Here is a 15,452-nt window from a genome sequence, read left to right on the forward strand (position 1 = left end):
GCCGCAGAGCGAGAGCCGGAACCTAACTCGTCATAACCACAGAGGCTAACCATGCATCACACTGAAATCATGAATGGAACGGTCCGCGTGGGTGTGATTTCTGATACGCACGGACTCCTGCGCCCGGAAGTCCCTCCCCTGCTGGAGGGTGTGGACTGCATTCTGCACGCGGGCGATGTGGGCGATATCAATATCCTTCATCGCCTGGCGCACATTGCACCCGTTACTGCGATCCGCGGCAATGTGGATACCACCGGACCATGCGCAGCACTCTCTGCCACTGACCTGATCGAAATTGGCGGCACATCCATTTACATGGTGCACTCCATCCACGACCTGGATATCAAGCCGGAAGCGGCCGGTGTCCGCGTGGTGGTGAGTGGCCATACTCACAAACCCGCTACTGAGGAACGCAACGGTGTTCTCTATCTCAATCCCGGCAGCATCGGTCCGAGGCGCTTTCGCCTGCCTGTCTCGATGGCCCTTCTCCATTTGAGCGGCAACGACACGCGCGTGGAGTTCGTCACGCTGGATAGTTAGTTCTCTTACCGATCGATGTGAATCGATCCAAGGATGTTTGCCAGCCGCGTATTCACATCGCCAAGCTGCTGCGAGTTCATCTCCACCGCACCGCTGGACTCTCCACAAAACGTGTTTACCACCAGATCAAAGCGCAAGCATGTATTGCCCTTTAGCGCGGTGAAGACTTCATTGCGCGATTCCGTACACACGCCGCCATGTTGATCCTGCCCGTGCTTGAACGTTATGCCGGCAGTCGTCACGTCGGGCTTCGGCTTCAGCTTTCCGGTGGTCGCCAATGCGCCACAGCTTTGCGCATTCGCGTTCGGCACGACGGAGTAATAGAACAGCGCACCGGAAAAGGTCGTTGGCGGATACGGGTTGTAGTTGATGGCAGAAACACCTCGTACCTGCATGCTTCTGTTTGCGCTGCGGACATCCTTTGCCAAGTCAGACAGGACGCCGTCTTTGCGCTCCGTATCCCATCCGGCCGGAACCCTGTAGGAAACGTGGTACTTCGAATCGTGAAAGACCAGTGCCGCAGGCTGCGGGTTTGCAGGCTCGTCGGGTACGGTAAATCCCTTCAGATTCTGCGCACCATTCGGCTTTGCCTGCTGTGCAGCAAGAGAAGACGAGAGGAGCAACGAGGCGGTCGCAGCTGCGATGAAAGAACGCATACCTGGACGAGTCTACCGCTTCCAGCTACGAACGTCGCAGCCGCGGATTAGCCAGTGTGTACAGCAGGTCCGTAAGCAGGTTCGCTGCAAGGTACGTCAGGCCAATGGTTAACGTGCAGCCCTGCACCAGGGCATAGTCGCGATTGGAGATAGCGGAAAGCGTCAAACGCCCGATACCAGGCCACGAGAAGATCGTTTCCGTCACAATCGCGCCCGCCAACAGCGAACCAAACTGCAACCCAATCACCGTTAGTACCGGCACCAGAGCATTACGCAACGCATGTTTGTAAACGACCGTACGTTCGGGCAATCCCTTTGCGCGCGCGGTACGGATATAGTCCTGCCCAAGCTCTTCCAGCATGGAGGTGCGCACCATGCGGGTGAGAATGGCGGCCAATGAGAGGCCCAACGTAATCGAAGGCAAAACAAGATGGAGCAGCGTACTTGGCCCCAACAAGGGTCCTGTACCTGCACCGGAAACCGGAAGCCATCCGAACCCAATCGAAAATACCAGAATCAGAATCGGACCCAGGGCGAAATTGGGAAATGACAATCCCACCAGCGAAACTCCCCCAAGGATGCGGTCCGTTGCTTTGCCACGATGCAAAGCCGACCCGACACCCGCGGGCACGGCAAGCAGAATCGCCAGCAACAGCGACGTCAGCGACATGAGCAACGTGTATGGATAACGCGCCAGCACCAGCGCGGTCACTGAATCTTTCAACCGGATGGAACGGCCGAGATCACCGTGCAGGACGCCCTTCCAATACAGCAGATACTGCGTGTGCAATGGCAAATCAAGCCCAAGTTGATGACGAAAGGCAGACAGGTCTGTGGAACTCGCGCCCTCTCCCATCATCTGCGCCACGGGATCGCCCGGCACCAGATGAATCAGTAGGAAAACTAACGATACGATGATCCACAACACCGGCAGGGTGAGCAGCACACGTTTCACAATGGGCCACACGGATTTCATGCCTCGTTGCGCTCTTCCTGCACCGATTCAACGGCTTCACCTTGTGCGACAGGCGTGGTTTGCACACGGATACGGCTGATGCGACGACCGTTCATTTCCAACACACGAAACACGTGTCCACCGTAGACCACATCCTCGCCAGTTTTGGGCAGATGGCCAAGCTGCGCCAGCATGAAACCTGCCAGCGTCTCAATGCCCGCTTCACGCGGAAAGTGCCAATGCAATTGGGTGGTCAAATCGCGCAGCGTCACCGTGCCATCCAGATCCACGTTGCCGTGTTGATCCGGCGTAGGAAGGTTGCGTGCCGCCAAGTCGAACTCATCCTGCAGCTCTCCTACCACCTGCTCCAGAACATCTTCCGCGGTAACCAATCCCACCGTAGAACCGAACTCATCCACCACAATGGCAATCTGACGTCGACGATGCTGGAACTCTTGCAAAACTTCGACGGCAAGCTTCGTTTCCGGGACGACCATTACGTCACGCACCACGTTGCGCAGTGGCACGGAAGGCGCCTGTAAGACAGCAGGTAGACGGTTGTCACGGCGATAGTGCATCAACCGTGAGATGTCTTTGGAGTACACCACGCCGATGATGTGCTCGGTTCCCAACACAGGGTCATATACCGGCACGCGCGAGTGCTGCTCTTCAATGATGCGGGCCGATGCAAGCTCCACGGGCATATCAGCCGGCAACGCGAAGATGCGTCCGCGCGGCGTCATAATCTCGCGCACGGTTACGTGATTCAGGTCGATGGCGTGATGAATCATCTGTTCCTGAAACTCAGGCAGCAGGCCGTTGCGACGTGTTGCCGTGGCCACCATCTTCAACTCTTCCGGCGAGTGCACTTCTCCGCCTTCGCTGCGCAACGGCATGCGAAACATACGCAGCACCAGCGCGGTGGAACCTTTCAGGAAGCGCACCGCAGGTTGCGTAATGCGGATGAAGACATCCATAGGCCCAGCAACTGCCAACGCAAGGCGCTCACTGCGCTGCAGAGCAATCGATTTCGGCACCTGCTCGCCCAACAGAACTTCCAGGTAGGTGATGATAGAAAATGCGAGCACAATCGCCACAATGTGGCTGATGGCAGTCTCGTGCAGCGCGAACACCTTCCACCGTTGCAGGAAAGTGGCCTGCCCAAAAAGCTGCTCCAACACCTGGGCCACGGCACTCTCACCCAGATAGCCAAGCGCCAGCGAACACAGCGTTACGCCAAGCTGGTTTGCCGCCAGGAAGTCATCTATTTCCTGCTTCAGTCGCAGAGCCGTCGCAGCGCCAACGCGCCCGTTGCGCACCATGTGTTCCAGACGCGTTTCGCGAACTGACACAATCGCAAACTCCGCCGCAACGAAGAACGCGTTCGCCAGAATCAGAACGGCGACGGTCATCAGGCGGAACAGAGCCGACTCAAGCATGGAGTCGAGTGTACTGGAGGAAAAGTCGCTCTGCCCGAACAGGCGCCGTCCGGCATTGTGTAATCTACAATCAGAGCACGCAAAGATGATGACAGAGTTACAAGCCGCAAACAGCACCACGCGTTTCCAACGCGCATGTGCTGTGCTGTGTCTGTTTCTTCTGCTCTTCTCGGTGGCCCACACCGTTTTCGGCCACTCGGAGGCCTTGAAGGCTCCGCTGGCAGGCGCCACAGGATCGTCCGGCAATTTCGTTCTTCATGCACTGAACACGGATGCACCAGACACCTGCGCCCTTTGCGTAGCCATCACCACCATTGTGGTGATGGCGGTCCTGATACTTGGCGCGCCGCGTCAAGCGCATCCGCGACCGCCAGTGTTGTTGGAGCTTTCCGGAACAGTTACCGGATGGCATCCTTCCCTTTTCTCGCGGCCTCCTCCAGCCCGTTAATTCGCGTCGCTCGGCAGCGTACCGCTGCCGCTTTGCTGCCTTGATGCAGCATTCACGCTGATTTGCTTTCAACATTTTGAGGAGTTCTCCATGCGCATGGGCCAGTTTGCCCTCATGCTCTCCCTTCCAGTAGCCGCTATCGCCGCTGGTATTCCTGCTGTTGCTCAATCCACCGCTGGCACCGTGTCCGGCATCGTCACCGACGCCAGCGGCGCAGCGATCCCCAACGCTACCGTTCTCATTGCCAATCCCGTCAGCGGCCTTAGCCGCACCGCGAAGAGTGATACCACTGGCCGTTATACCTTCACAAATCTGCCGTTCAATCGCTACCACATTGAAGTTTCGGCAACTGGTTTCTCCAGCACGACAAGCGATGTCCAGGTACGCACCGGCAACGCAACGCAACTCGATCTGCAACTGAAGGTCGGCGCAGCGTCGCAGGAGATAACCGTCGAGTCGGACGATGTACTGAATACCTCCGCACAGCAGTCCACGACGATTGACCGCGATCTGTTTACGAAACTGCCGCTGGTCAGCACCTCGTCGCCACTCTCCAGCCTTGTCACGCTGAGCACGCCCGGCATCGCATCGGATTCGAACGGCCTCTTCCATCCGCTTGGCGAACACGCCGACACGACTTTCGCGATTGACGGTCAGCCGATCAGCGATCAGCAGAGCCGCGTCTTTGGCAATCAGCCATCACCGAACATCATCCAGTCGGTTAACGTGATCAACGGCATTGCGCCCGCAGAGTATGGCGATAAGACTAGCCTGGTGGTGGAAACCACCACGCGCTCCGGCGTGGGACTGGCCAAGCCTACGGGCACGGTTGGACTAAGCTACGGCACGTTCGGTTCGGTCACGCCATCACTTGCTGTCGGCTTTGGCGGCAAAACGGTAGGCGACTTCCTTTCCATCGACGGCTATCGCAGCGGTCGCTATCTGGATAGCCCGGAATATCGTCCGGTGCATGACGTTGGCAACAGCATCAACATCTTCAATCGAAGCGACTATCACCCCACTGACGTGGATGCCCTGCAACTGAACCTGTCGTTCTCGCGTTCATGGTTCCAGCAACCCAACCAGTATGACCAGCCCAACCAGGATCAGCGCGCAAAGATCATCTCTTTCAACATTGCGCCAAGCTGGACACACACCATCAGTCCCAACAGCCTGATCACGGTTTCCCCGTATCTGCGCCAGGACAACTTCCACTACTACCCCAGCAATGACGTCTTCAACGACACGCCCGTAACGCTGTCGCAATCACGCCGCCTGCAAAATGCCGGCCTCCGCGCGGACTACACGCTCAACAAGGGCATTCACACGTTGAAAGCTGGAGCGACCTTATACCACACCTTCCTAACGGAAGGATTCGGCCTCGGCGTTACGGATGCGACGTTTAATGCACCGTGCGTTGATGCTGACGGCAATCCTGTCACGGATCCCTCCATCACTAGCCCCACGCAATGCGGTGTGGGCAACGACTTCACGGCCAACGACAGCTACGCACCAGGGCTTGCACCGTACGATCTGACTCGTGGTGGTTCCATCTATCGTTTCCACGGCCATACCGACATCAAGCAGGAAGCCGTATATCTGTCGGACAACATCATGTGGCACGACTGGAACGTACAGTTGGGCGTGCGCGCGGACAACTACAACGGCTTGAGCACCCGCTCCAAGGTGGAACCACGTATCAATGTCGCGTATCACGTGCATCCCAGTGGCACGGTCCTGCGGCTGGGTTGGGGACAATTCTTCCTTACTCCGTATAACGAAAACCTGATCGTCAGCAGCACGACAGGCGTCGGTGGATTACAGAGCACGTCGGGCGACCAGCTTAAAGACGTCGCGCTGAAGCCCGCCTCACGTAATCAGTACACCGCTGGATTTGAGCAGTCATTTGGCCGCTACCTGGTCGTGAACGGTGAGTATTTCTGGAAGTACACGGACCGTGACTTTGACTTTGACGTTGTACTGAATTCCCCGCTGGCCTTTCCTATCCAGTGGCAGAAGTCCAAGATCGATGGCTTCGGTATCAAAGTCACGATGCCGACGTACCACGGCGTTTCCGCGTATTCGGTGTTGGGACACACACGTTCGCGCTTCTTTGGCCCCGAGGTTGGCGGCGTACTCTCAAACGATCCAACGATCAACACCAGCAGTGTGTTTCGTATTGACCACGACCAGGCTTTCCAGCAGTCCACCAACTTGCAGTACCAGTACAAGCACGGCCCGTACTTCGGTCTGACCTGGCGCTATGAGAGCGGTCTGGTGGCTGGCTCCGTAACGGATCCTGAAACGGCATTGGGCTTCACACCCGATCAGCAGCAACAGATTCAGCTGACCTGCGGCAATGTTCGTGCGACCCTTGCGAACCCCATCACCAGCTGCGCCCCTGGCCAGCTTTATTCTCCGCTGGTGAAGATTCCGGCTCCCGGAACGGAGAATGACGACAAGAATCCGCCGCGCATTGCTCCCCGTACCCTGTTCGACGGCCAGCTTGGTTGGGACAACGTATTGCACAAGGATCGCCTGAAGACGAACCTTTCCGTCACAGCCACAAACCTCACCAACAAGACAGCGCTGTATAACTTCCTGTCGACCTTTAGCGGAACGCACTATGTTTCGCCGCGAACTGTAACTGGACAGATCTCGTTCAACTTCTAAAAAACGACCAAAACGAAAACGTCCGCGAAGGCTTCGCGGACGTTTTCGTTTGTTGTTTACGACTGCATTGTCTCTTCCGATGATCGCAGCCGAACCATTCGTTCCACTGCGTACGGCGCGCGGTTCTGTGGCGAGTAGAAATGGCGCACTTGGAGCTCGCCAAGCAGGCCAATCCCAATCAACTGCACACCCGCCACGATCAAGACAGAAGCCACAATGAACCAAGGCCCATGTTGATTCAGTATTGCGCCGCCACGAATCACCTTTATCAGCAGCAATCCAAGCGACATCGTCATGCCGACCAGCACGCTGAGCGCCCCGAGGCTACCGAAAAAGTGCAACGGCCGCGTCATGTACTTCAACAGGAACCGAATGGTCAGCAAATCGAAAAACACGCGGAAGGTGCGAGTGATTCCATAGTGGCTTTTTCCCGCGCCCCGAGGTGGGTTCGAAATGGGAATTTCGCAGATGGAGGCTCCCCACCAGGATGCCAACGCAGGGATGAAGCGGTGCATCTGCCCATATAACGGAATGCTCTGGATCACTTCGCGACGATAAGCCTTAAACGTCGTTCCGAAATCATGGATCTTCACTCCGCTCAGTTTGGCCACCAGCCAGTTCGCCGCGCGTGAAGGAATACGGCGCATCACAAAACTGTCTGCGCGCTGCGCACGCCAGCCACTTACTACATCGTATCCTTCTTCCAGTTTGGCCAGGAAGTTCGGTATCTCGCGGGGGTCGTGCTGCAAATCGCCATCCATGGCCAGCACATAATCCCCTTGCGCATTGTCAAACCCGGCAGCCAGCGCAGAAGTCTGGCCAAAATTACGGCGCAACTTGATCACCAGAACGCGGCTGTCCACCGCCGCAATCTCTTCAAGTAGGCGATAGGTGCGATCACGCGATCCATCATCCACAAAGATAAATTCGAAGTTATCGCCCAGGTGTTCCATGACCTCTTTCAACTGGTCATAAAGCGCGGTGACATTCTCTTCTTCATTGTGAAATGGAACGACGATGGAATACTTAAACACATCCAAATTCTACGCTCACCCATTTGGGGGAATCTGGTCGGATTCCTAAGAGCAATTTCCTATCGACTTGTATCTCATTCACCGACAAGATGATGCAGATGGCGACACAGCCCTACACGGAAGAGCCTCTCCCGGAGAGTAACAACACGGAAGATGTAGGCGCTGTTGAAGAGTTCCATGACGCACCGACATCCCGGCGGTGGTACCTTGGAAGCGATATGGGTAAGAAGCTTATTGGCGTCGTCATTGTCGTTTTGATTGCTGCGGCCGCCTGGTATGCGTATCACAGGCGCACTACCCAGATGGGTGACGGCAGTGTCCGGTTTGACGATACGAGCGCACTGACGGACGAATCGAATTCCACGCCGTCTTCGTCCTCCAGCATTGTCACGACGCCCTCCGACACTTCCAAGCGCAACATTGTGCAGCCCACAACAAATGTGCAGCCGCCGATGACTGGTAGCGTTACCAGCGCTGCCGCTCCTGTAACTTCAGCCGCCCCCGCAGCGACAGCACCTGCGACCGACACCATCTCTGCAAACCCAACGAATGGCATGGCGTTCACCGGCAACGGAAAGTATCAGGTGTATCGCCAAGGCAATCTGACCTGGCGCCTTGATACGGAAACAGGTCGTACCTGCATCCTGTTCGCCACGATGGAAGAGTGGCGCAAGCCAATCGTCTATCAACATGGCTGCAATAACAGCTAGATATATCAGCGGACGTAACCTGCTACACATCAATGAAAAGGGCATGGCGAAAGCCATGCCCTTAAAAGTATTCGCGAATGTAACTTAGCGAATCGGATGAATCGCGTTGTTGTAGATGAACTGCGCCCCGATGATCAGCAGCCACACCCACAGCGCGAAACGCAGTGGGCGCTTGGGAATAAACCTTGCGGACCACGTTCCCACCATCACGCCGAAGATGCCGCCGATGACTAGTTCCTTCAGCAGCGAGGCATCATGTGCTCCGCTGAACATGTGCGCACCGCTGCCGACCAGCGATAGAACAAAGCCGAACAGGATATCTGTCCCCACTACCTGAGCGGGAGCAAGGCTCGTCAACGACAAGAGAGCAGCAGTGCCCAGAGCGCCTGCACCGGCAGACGAAAAGCCTACTTCAGCACCCACGGGGAACATCAACAAGGGCATGCAGAAGCGGCAATCACGCGGCTTTTCGCGTTGCGAGATGGGGCGGAACGAAAAGATGATCTGGTAGACCGCCGTCAGTACAAGCACCGCACCCAACAAGCCGTTCATGATGTGCTGCGAACCCTTACTCACCAGATGTGCGAGGAACAGCGACCCTAGCAGAACGCCGGGCAATCCGCCCAGCAGCATCCATCCCAACACATGCCAGTTCACCTGTTTGCGGACGATCTGCGTTGGCACCAGGAACAGCTTTACAACCGCCGAAAACACAAGTCCGGTGGTAACAGCGACCGCTGTTGGTACTCCAAGGAACAGGATGAGCAACGGCGTGGTGATGGTGCCGGCTCCCACGCCCGTCAAAGCGATGAACATCGCAATGACAAATCCAATCAGGTAATGCATCGTCTGCTTTCGTGAACAGACTGCGGAAGAATTACGCAGCCAGGAAAATCGTTCGTCTTCCTAAGAATCAGTGCGCAGCATCCGGATTGGCCGTGTCCGTGGCCTGGATATGGATGCCGCATTCCACCTTCTTTCCTCCCCAACGGCCCGAGCGAGGATCGTTCGGGTCCGTGGGGAGGGTGGTACATGGCTGACATCCAATGGACGTGTACCCCAGGTCGTACAAGGGCAACAGAGGAATATTGAAGTGCGCGCTAAGCTGCCACACATCGCGCGTGGTCCAATCCGCGAAGGGGCTGAGCTTGCGCACAATGATGCCCGGCTTCACCGCGAAGTCGTCAATCTCTTGCAATGCAGTGCGGCTGCGCGCCTGTTCACGGCGCAAGCCAGTAAGCCAGACTTTGTAATTTGCAACCGCATCGAACAGCGGCTCCACCTTGCGCAAACCGCAGCAGCGATTCGGCTCGGTTTGATAGAGCAAACCAAACTCCGACTCCTGCTCTGCAACTGTCTTCTTCGGCAGCAGATTCGTCAGGTTGAGGTTCCACTCACGCGCCATGCGGTCGCGGTACTCGTACGTTTCAGGGAAGTGATAGCCCGTTTCCAGAAATAGAACTGGGATGTTCGGACGAAGCTCCATCGCAAGATGCAGCAGCAGCACATCCTCTGCCTGAAACGAACACGTCAGGCATGCTTCGCCTTCGCCGATACCTTCCAACTCCGTGCGCAACATTTCACGCACATGCGCAAGCTGCGCCAGCAACTCCGGCCGCAACTCTGGAAGATTGCCATCGCCGGTGACTACCGGTGCGCCGCCATGACGTTCTGTTTCGCGCTCGGCGCGAAGGATCTCTTTCTCGTGCTCACGTGAGACGATGCCGGGAGTAGTGGTGTCCATTACGCATCCTCCTTCAGCACGCCAGCCTGACGCAGCGCATCCAGTGCAAGATCGAGTGCTTCGCGTGTGCCTTCCAGACGCAACGCATGTGCTGGCTTCAGGATCACGTCTGTCACATGGTGTGCGCCATGCGCTGACGAGATCGATGCAGCGCCACGAATCATGCCCGCAGCCACAGTCGCATTGCTCTGCGAATCAATCAGCACAAAGCTGCCTGTGTGACGATCAGCAGCATAGCTGTCAAATGCGATAGGCTGCAGCGTCTCCACGACAACCGCGCCAATACCGTTTAGGTGGAGCGATGCGCTTTCTGTCTGCGATGCGGAAGCAGCCGTGAGATTTACTGCATTCAATACCTCAGGAACAAGTGCTGGAACGCTGCGGCTTCCCTGCTTCAGCAGGTAGCGACGCGTGGTGTCCAGCGGCGTCTCATTCATCCACACAAGCGAAGCATTAAACCGCGACGCCACATGCGGAAGCGATGCGGAAGCAGCCAGCAGATCGCCACGGCTAATGTCGATTTCATCTTCAAGCACCACCGTGACCGACAACGGCGCAAACGCATCCGCAAGATCGCCGTCGAAGGTAACGATGCGGCTTACGCGGCTTCTCTTCCCTGAAGGCAGAGCGACCAGTTCATCGCCAATGCGAATCGTGCCAGAAGCAATCTGTCCTGCAAACCCACGGAAATCAAGGTTCGGACGCACCACACGCTGCACATGCATACGGAATGGCGCCTCCGTAATGACCTGCGACGACGGGATGGATTCCAGCAATCCAAGCAGCGGTTGGCCGCTATACCACGGCGTCTTCGCGCTGGCGTGAACCACGTTGTCACCTTCAAGCGCGCTCACCGGCACAAAGTGCAGCACCGTATCGGTGTGGCCATCTATATCCAGGCCGTAAAAGAAGTCGCGGAAATCCTGCGTGATCTGCGTGAAGACAGCCTCGCTGTAACCCACAAGATCCATCTTGTTGACTGCGACAATCACCTGCCGCACGCCGAGCAGCGCTGTAATGTACGCATGGCGGCGCGACTGAATCAGCACGCCCTTACGTGCATCCACAAGGACTACAGCAACGTCAGCCGTGCTGGCGCCTGTTGCCATGTTGCGTGTGTACTGCTCGTGGCCCGGCGTATCCGCAATGATGAACTTGCGGCGCGGCGTCGAGAAGTAGCGGTAGGCAACATCAATCGTGATGCCCTGTTCGCGTTCTGCACGCAGGCCATCGGTCAGCAGAGCGAGATCGAGCACGCCCGGAGCCGTGGTGCCTTTGCCTTCAATGGAACGTACCTGGTCGTCATAGACCGATTGCGTGTCGTACAACAGACGTCCAATCAGCGTGGACTTTCCATCATCCACTGAGCCAGCAGTGGAGAAGCGCAACAGGTCCTTGCCGCGTTCTTCAGCAAGGTAGTCATCGACATTGAAGTTCTCAGCGAATGATGGCGATACCACCACAGGCTCAGGTTCCGGCGTCTGGCCTTTCAGTGGCGTATACACATCCACGTTTTCATTCCAGACTTCTGGCTCACCAGCAGGCGCGCCGTTGGCAGCCAATTCCACGAGGTTATTCTTAGCGCTCATTTTAGAAATATCCCTCGCGCTTCTTGATCTCCATGGAACCTTCCTGATCGTGGTCAATCACACGGTTCGCGCGCTCCGACGACTTGAAGCCGAGAATCTCTTCGATGATTTTTGGGATGGTGTCAGCCTCGCTGCGAATAGCGCCGGTGCAGGGGCTGCATCCCAACGAACGCAGGCGGCACTTCACCATCTGCGGCTTCTCACCCAAGCGTGCAACGAAGTCCTGTTCAATGGGCAGAAGCGCGTCGCCACGTATATACATGGGGCGTTCCTTCGCGAAGTACAGGTCCACGACTGGAATGTTTTCTTCGTGGATGTATTGCCACACATCCATCTCAGTCCAATTGCTGAGCGGGAACACGCGAATACTTTCGCCCGGGTGGATGCGCGAGTTGTACAGATTCCAAAGCTCAGGCCGCTGGTTCTTCGGATCCCACTGACCAGCCTTATCGCGGAACGAGTAGATTCGTTCCTTTGCGCGCGACTTTTCTTCATCGCGACGAGCACCGCCAAAGGCAGCAGTGAAGCCATAGTGGCTCAGACCATCCAGCAACGCCTGCGTCTTCAACAAACCGCAGCAGCGCTTGGTATCCAGTGCGATGGGATTTGTTCCGGCTGCCAGCGCAGGCTCGTTGCGCCAAACCAGCAACTCAGCGCCAATGCTCTTCGCCATGTTGTCGCGGAACTCAAGCATCTCGTGGAACTTGTATCCAGTATCGATGTGGAGCAAGGGAAATGGGATTGGCCCGGGATAGAACGCCTTCTGCGCCAATCGCAGCATTACGGACGAGTCCTTACCGATGGAGTACAGCATTACTGGCTTTTCAAACTCCGCGGCTACTTCACGCAGAATGTGAATGCTCTCCGCCTCTAACAGACGCAAATGACTAAGCCGCGGCGGTTGCGGTGATGCGGGGGCCTGCGGCGATAACAGTGAAGCTGTTCCCATTGAATCCCTGTGTGACAAGAAATGTGCGCGGCGAAACCGTGCGATTCAGTGCTTTGAGTGTGGGGTGAGGCGTTCCGGCGAGAAGGGTGAAACTATCGCACGCGACAACACACGGCCACGGAACAGGCCGGACAACAGTTGCGGTATTGACAACAAGCGCGCATGCGTACTTATGAGACTAACAGACAGCCAGAAGCGATTCAAAAAGCAATCGAGCCCCGCCAAAAGCGATGGGCTCGATTGCTTTTTGCGTTTCGGTAACGCAACTACACCATCGCGCGAACTTTCTTCGATGCGGTCTCCACGCCATCAATCGCCGAATCAGCAGCGGATGCGAGCCGATCTTTCGCTTCGGAATAGATATCGTCCAGTGCGTCGGAAGCCTTGGAATAGACCTCGTCAAGCTGCTTCACGCCTTTCTTGTAAGCGTGTGAGGCCTCTTTTGACAGACGCTCTGCCCTGTCTTTCACGTAGTCTGCGGCGTCTTCCAGAGCGTCTTCCGCATCGCCGTAAGCGCGGCCAATCTTCTTACGTGTGGTTTTCCCATCATGCGGTGCATATACCAAAGCCACAACTGCGCCTACAGTAAGACCGGTGATAAAGGCGGCCCAGAAACTCTTGTTATTCATGGTCGAAAGTGCCTCGCTTCCCTTTTGTCTGCTGCACTGCGCACATCGGACTGCAGCACAATTCGTAAAACCCGTTCCTTTATCGTGTGATGAACAACGGATGGTACAGGTTGTTCTGGCGGCAACCGATCATGAAAGCCCGGCGAGTTCGCGGGTCCGCACAAAAATGCGTGTGAACATCGCTTTATCCAGTCGGCCCGTGTTCGTGTTGCGCAGCGAGGGATGGTAGCTGGCGATCAACGTAATGCCATTCGGAAGTTTGTGTTCCGCTCCATGCGCAAACCCATACTCGCGACGCGACGTGATGACTCCCTGCGAGATAAGAAAATTCAGATATCCATCAAAGGCAATCCGTCCAAGCGCGACGACGACGCGCAACTTACGCAACGTCTGAATCTCCGTCGCCAGAAACGGTGCGCAATTACGAATCTCCTGGGGCGTCGGCTTGTCTCCCGGCGGGGCGCAACGGCAGATAGAACAAATCCGACATCCGCGCAGTTTCAGGCCGTCATTTCGTGACGTCGCATCAGGTTGCGTGGCAAACCCGGTCTCATACAACACGGGATACATGAAATAACCCGCGCCATCGCCGGTGAAAGGGCGTCCGGTCCGATTGGCTCCGTGAGCCCCAGGAGCGAGCCCCACAATCAACACGCGTGCGTTTACATCTCCAAAACCCGGTACAGGACGCGCCCAGTAATCCCAATCCATGTACGCGCGCCGCTTCGTCTCTCCAAGGGCGGTGCAATACTCGCGCAGGCGAGGACAACGCGCGCAGGACACAATCTGTTCATTCAAAACGGCAAACTCGGCGACGGCAGAGCGACTTGTAGGTACGGACTTCTGGAGCTTCGATGGCATGGTAGACCACATGATGGTAGCGTGAGTGGTGGCACACCTGCGTTCGGAGCCTCTGAAAACGCGGTGCATCCCCAGAGCAAAGGAATCCTGTGAGCAGCTCCAATAACGGCGAACGACGGCGCAAGAAGCGATTTAGCCTAGCGAGTTCCGGCTTGCTGACAGCTCTGATTCTTGCGGTTGTACTCGGGGTTCTCGGCATTGTCTGGGTAGCGCATTTGCACGGAAGACTCCACAAACTCAGCACCGTCGAAGTTCCTCCTGAAAGCGGAGTGTTGCCTCGTCCCGGCGGGCAAGACGTCATCGAAGTTCATCGCATCTCACCTGCCTCCGGCGTTACACCGCAGTTCGTGGGTCTCTCGGTGATGCCCGGCGTAGGCATGGGGATTTTGCAGTTGTCGCTGGACCTTCCGGGCCGCGATCCACAGGATCTGCTTGTTGGGACTCCGATTCCCTCCCTATCGCCGCTGCTGATGCCGAATACTGGAGCGCCCAAAGCATCTCTGAAATACTCTCCGATCTCCCTCAAAGTTTTTTCACCGGCGGACTCTTCAGAGGGACAGGAAGTTCTGGCCATGCAGGCAGCTCAGGACGCCCACAATGAGATGACTCCGGACGGTACGGGTGCCACTGCCGGCTTCTCTGCCGAACCTGCACCCGGCGCGGACGGTATCGCACCACCTCCGTCCGGCCTCCAAACGCAAGTCTCAACAACAATCTCGGACCGCGGTTACGACCTCTCGATCACGACGAAAAACGTCACCGGTGAACCCAAATCCGTAGTGCTCTCCTGGAGCCCGCAGTTCGCCATCCCTACAAAGGGACTGGGCAGTCTGCGCATCACCCCTCCGGAAACGGCAGAAAACGCTGAGAAAGCCGCAGAAATCCCGTTGGATACGCGCGATTTGCATCGGACATGGCACGGCCTGAAGTACTCCTACCTGAGCAGCGGTCCAGAGCTTCGGCTGCACAACCTTGCAGACGGCTACACCTTGCGGTTGATGGCATTGACGTCAAGCATCCGGAATTTTCGAGTGGACGTACCCAAGGACGCAAGCGCGGTTTCTTTGACTTTCAGCACGGAAGGGCCGGACGGGACCAAAACGCTCATAGGCCCCGGAGAGACCCTCCAGTGGCATCTGAGAATCCAGGTAGCGCCGAACAATTCCTACTCCCCGGCCAGCAATTAATCACATCGGGTTTGACCCTCTCCGCCGCTGTCCGTACG

At 56.7% G+C, this 15,452-nt stretch carries 15 protein-coding genes; 5 read left to right on the top strand and 10 right to left on the bottom strand.

The window, feature by feature from the left end:
• Positions 1-51: 51 nt before the first annotated feature.
• Positions 52-540, top strand: a complete 489-nt coding sequence (locus tag M504_RS04865) for a metallophosphoesterase family protein (RefSeq protein ID WP_232296156.1) — start codon at positions 52-54, stop codon at positions 538-540.
• 5 nt (positions 541-545) lie between these two features.
• Here the strand turns inward: M504_RS04865 and M504_RS04870 are convergent, their stop codons facing one another.
• Genes M504_RS04870 through M504_RS04880 form a run of 3 tightly spaced genes read right to left on the bottom strand, consistent with a single transcriptional unit; the run spans position 546 to position 3,590 of the window.
• Positions 546-1,196: a hypothetical protein gene (locus tag M504_RS04870; protein WP_047488634.1), complete on the bottom strand. Its 651-nt coding sequence runs from the start codon at positions 1,194-1,196 to the stop codon at positions 546-548.
• A gap of 25 nt (positions 1,197-1,221) precedes the next feature.
• Complete coding sequence (locus tag M504_RS04875; RefSeq protein ID WP_047488637.1) at positions 1,222-2,172, bottom strand: ABC transporter permease; 951 nt, start codon at positions 2,170-2,172, stop codon at positions 1,222-1,224.
• Positions 2,169-3,590 carry a hemolysin family protein gene (locus tag M504_RS04880; protein ID WP_047488640.1) on the bottom strand — a complete coding sequence of 474 codons (1,422 nt, stop codon included), beginning with the start codon at positions 3,588-3,590 and terminating at the stop codon, positions 2,169-2,171. The genes M504_RS04875 and M504_RS04880 overlap by 4 nt, the downstream gene beginning before the upstream one ends.
• Before the next feature lie 85 nt (positions 3,591-3,675).
• Between M504_RS04880 and M504_RS04885 the strand changes: the two genes are divergently transcribed.
• Complete coding sequence (locus M504_RS04885) at positions 3,676-4,038, top strand: hypothetical protein (RefSeq protein WP_156993531.1); 363 nt, start codon at positions 3,676-3,678, stop codon at positions 4,036-4,038.
• A gap of 96 nt (positions 4,039-4,134) precedes the next feature.
• The gene (locus tag M504_RS04890; protein ID WP_232296157.1) at positions 4,135-6,711 is read left to right on the top strand and encodes a TonB-dependent receptor; all 2,577 of its coding nucleotides are present in this window, start codon (positions 4,135-4,137) and stop codon (positions 6,709-6,711) included.
• A 56-nt stretch (positions 6,712-6,767) separates the two neighbouring features.
• Here M504_RS04890 and M504_RS04895 read toward each other — a convergent pair whose 3' ends face one another.
• Positions 6,768-7,745 carry a glycosyltransferase family 2 protein gene (locus tag M504_RS04895; protein WP_047488647.1) on the bottom strand — a complete coding sequence of 326 codons (978 nt, stop codon included), beginning with the start codon at positions 7,743-7,745 and terminating at the stop codon, positions 6,768-6,770.
• Positions 7,746-7,843: 98 nt separating this feature from the next.
• On the opposite strand from M504_RS04895, the gene M504_RS04900 reads away from it, so the two are divergent.
• Positions 7,844-8,455: a hypothetical protein gene (locus M504_RS04900; protein WP_156993534.1), complete on the top strand. Its 612-nt coding sequence runs from the start codon at positions 7,844-7,846 to the stop codon at positions 8,453-8,455.
• Positions 8,456-8,539: 84 nt separating this feature from the next.
• Here M504_RS04900 and M504_RS04905 read toward each other — a convergent pair whose 3' ends face one another.
• The 6 genes from M504_RS04905 to M504_RS04930 form a co-directional block, all read right to left on the bottom strand.
• Positions 8,540-9,301 (bottom strand): sulfite exporter TauE/SafE family protein, encoded by a 762-nt coding sequence (locus tag M504_RS04905; protein ID WP_047488653.1) that lies wholly within the window; start codon positions 9,299-9,301, stop codon positions 8,540-8,542.
• Between the two features lie 67 nt (positions 9,302-9,368).
• The gene (locus tag M504_RS04910; protein WP_232296158.1) at positions 9,369-10,199 is read right to left on the bottom strand and encodes a phosphoadenylyl-sulfate reductase; all 831 of its coding nucleotides are present in this window, start codon (positions 10,197-10,199) and stop codon (positions 9,369-9,371) included.
• Entirely contained in the window at positions 10,199-11,788 is a 1,590-nt protein-coding gene (gene cysN, locus M504_RS04915; protein WP_052200412.1) for a sulfate adenylyltransferase subunit CysN, read from the bottom strand. The genes M504_RS04910 and cysN overlap by 1 nt, the downstream gene beginning before the upstream one ends.
• Position 11,789: 1 nt before the next feature.
• A complete protein-coding gene (gene cysD, locus M504_RS04920) occupies positions 11,790-12,737 on the bottom strand; it encodes a sulfate adenylyltransferase subunit CysD (protein ID WP_052200415.1) in 948 nt (315 codons plus the stop codon).
• Positions 12,738-13,003: 266 nt separating this feature from the next.
• Positions 13,004-13,366 (bottom strand): YtxH domain-containing protein, encoded by a 363-nt coding sequence (locus tag M504_RS21090; protein ID WP_052200417.1) that lies wholly within the window; start codon positions 13,364-13,366, stop codon positions 13,004-13,006.
• Positions 13,367-13,495: 129 nt separating this feature from the next.
• The gene (locus tag M504_RS04930; RefSeq protein WP_052200797.1) at positions 13,496-14,227 is read right to left on the bottom strand and encodes a uracil-DNA glycosylase; all 732 of its coding nucleotides are present in this window, start codon (positions 14,225-14,227) and stop codon (positions 13,496-13,498) included.
• Between the two features lie 89 nt (positions 14,228-14,316).
• Here M504_RS04930 and M504_RS04935 point away from each other — a divergent pair, with 89 nt between their 5' ends.
• Positions 14,317-15,414: a hypothetical protein gene (locus tag M504_RS04935; RefSeq protein ID WP_047488659.1), complete on the top strand. Its 1,098-nt coding sequence runs from the start codon at positions 14,317-14,319 to the stop codon at positions 15,412-15,414.
• Positions 15,415-15,452 lie beyond the last annotated feature (38 nt).

This window comes from Terriglobus sp. TAA 43 (assembly GCF_000800015.1).
Classification (GTDB): Bacteria; Acidobacteriota; Terriglobia; order Terriglobales; family Acidobacteriaceae; genus Terriglobus.

Excerpts from the sequence above, each read along its gene's own strand:
- M504_RS04865 (WP_232296156.1), top strand. The coding sequence starts at position 52 with ATGCATCACACTGAAATCATGAATGGAACGGTCCGCGTGGGTGTGATT.
- M504_RS04870 (WP_047488634.1), bottom strand. The coding sequence starts at position 1,196 with ATGCGTTCTTTCATCGCAGCTGCGACCGCCTCGTTGCTCCTCTCGTCT.
- M504_RS04875 (WP_047488637.1), bottom strand. The coding sequence starts at position 2,172 with ATGAAATCCGTGTGGCCCATTGTGAAACGTGTGCTGCTCACCCTGCCG.
- M504_RS04880 (WP_047488640.1), bottom strand. The coding sequence starts at position 3,590 with ATGCTTGAGTCGGCTCTGTTCCGCCTGATGACCGTCGCCGTTCTGATT.
- M504_RS04885 (WP_156993531.1), top strand. The coding sequence starts at position 3,676 with ATGATGACAGAGTTACAAGCCGCAAACAGCACCACGCGTTTCCAACGC.
- M504_RS04890 (WP_232296157.1), top strand. The coding sequence starts at position 4,135 with ATGGGCCAGTTTGCCCTCATGCTCTCCCTTCCAGTAGCCGCTATCGCC.
- M504_RS04900 (WP_156993534.1), top strand. The coding sequence starts at position 7,844 with ATGGCGACACAGCCCTACACGGAAGAGCCTCTCCCGGAGAGTAACAAC.
- M504_RS04905 (WP_047488653.1), bottom strand. The coding sequence starts at position 9,301 with ATGCATTACCTGATTGGATTTGTCATTGCGATGTTCATCGCTTTGACG.
- M504_RS04910 (WP_232296158.1), bottom strand. The coding sequence starts at position 10,199 with ATGGACACCACTACTCCCGGCATCGTCTCACGTGAGCACGAGAAAGAG.
- cysN (WP_052200412.1), bottom strand. The coding sequence starts at position 11,788 with ATGAGCGCTAAGAATAACCTCGTGGAATTGGCTGCCAACGGCGCGCCT.
- cysD (WP_052200415.1), bottom strand. The coding sequence starts at position 12,737 with ATGGGAACAGCTTCACTGTTATCGCCGCAGGCCCCCGCATCACCGCAA.
- M504_RS21090 (WP_052200417.1), bottom strand. The coding sequence starts at position 13,366 with ATGAATAACAAGAGTTTCTGGGCCGCCTTTATCACCGGTCTTACTGTA.
- M504_RS04930 (WP_052200797.1), bottom strand. The coding sequence starts at position 14,227 with ATGCCATCGAAGCTCCAGAAGTCCGTACCTACAAGTCGCTCTGCCGTC.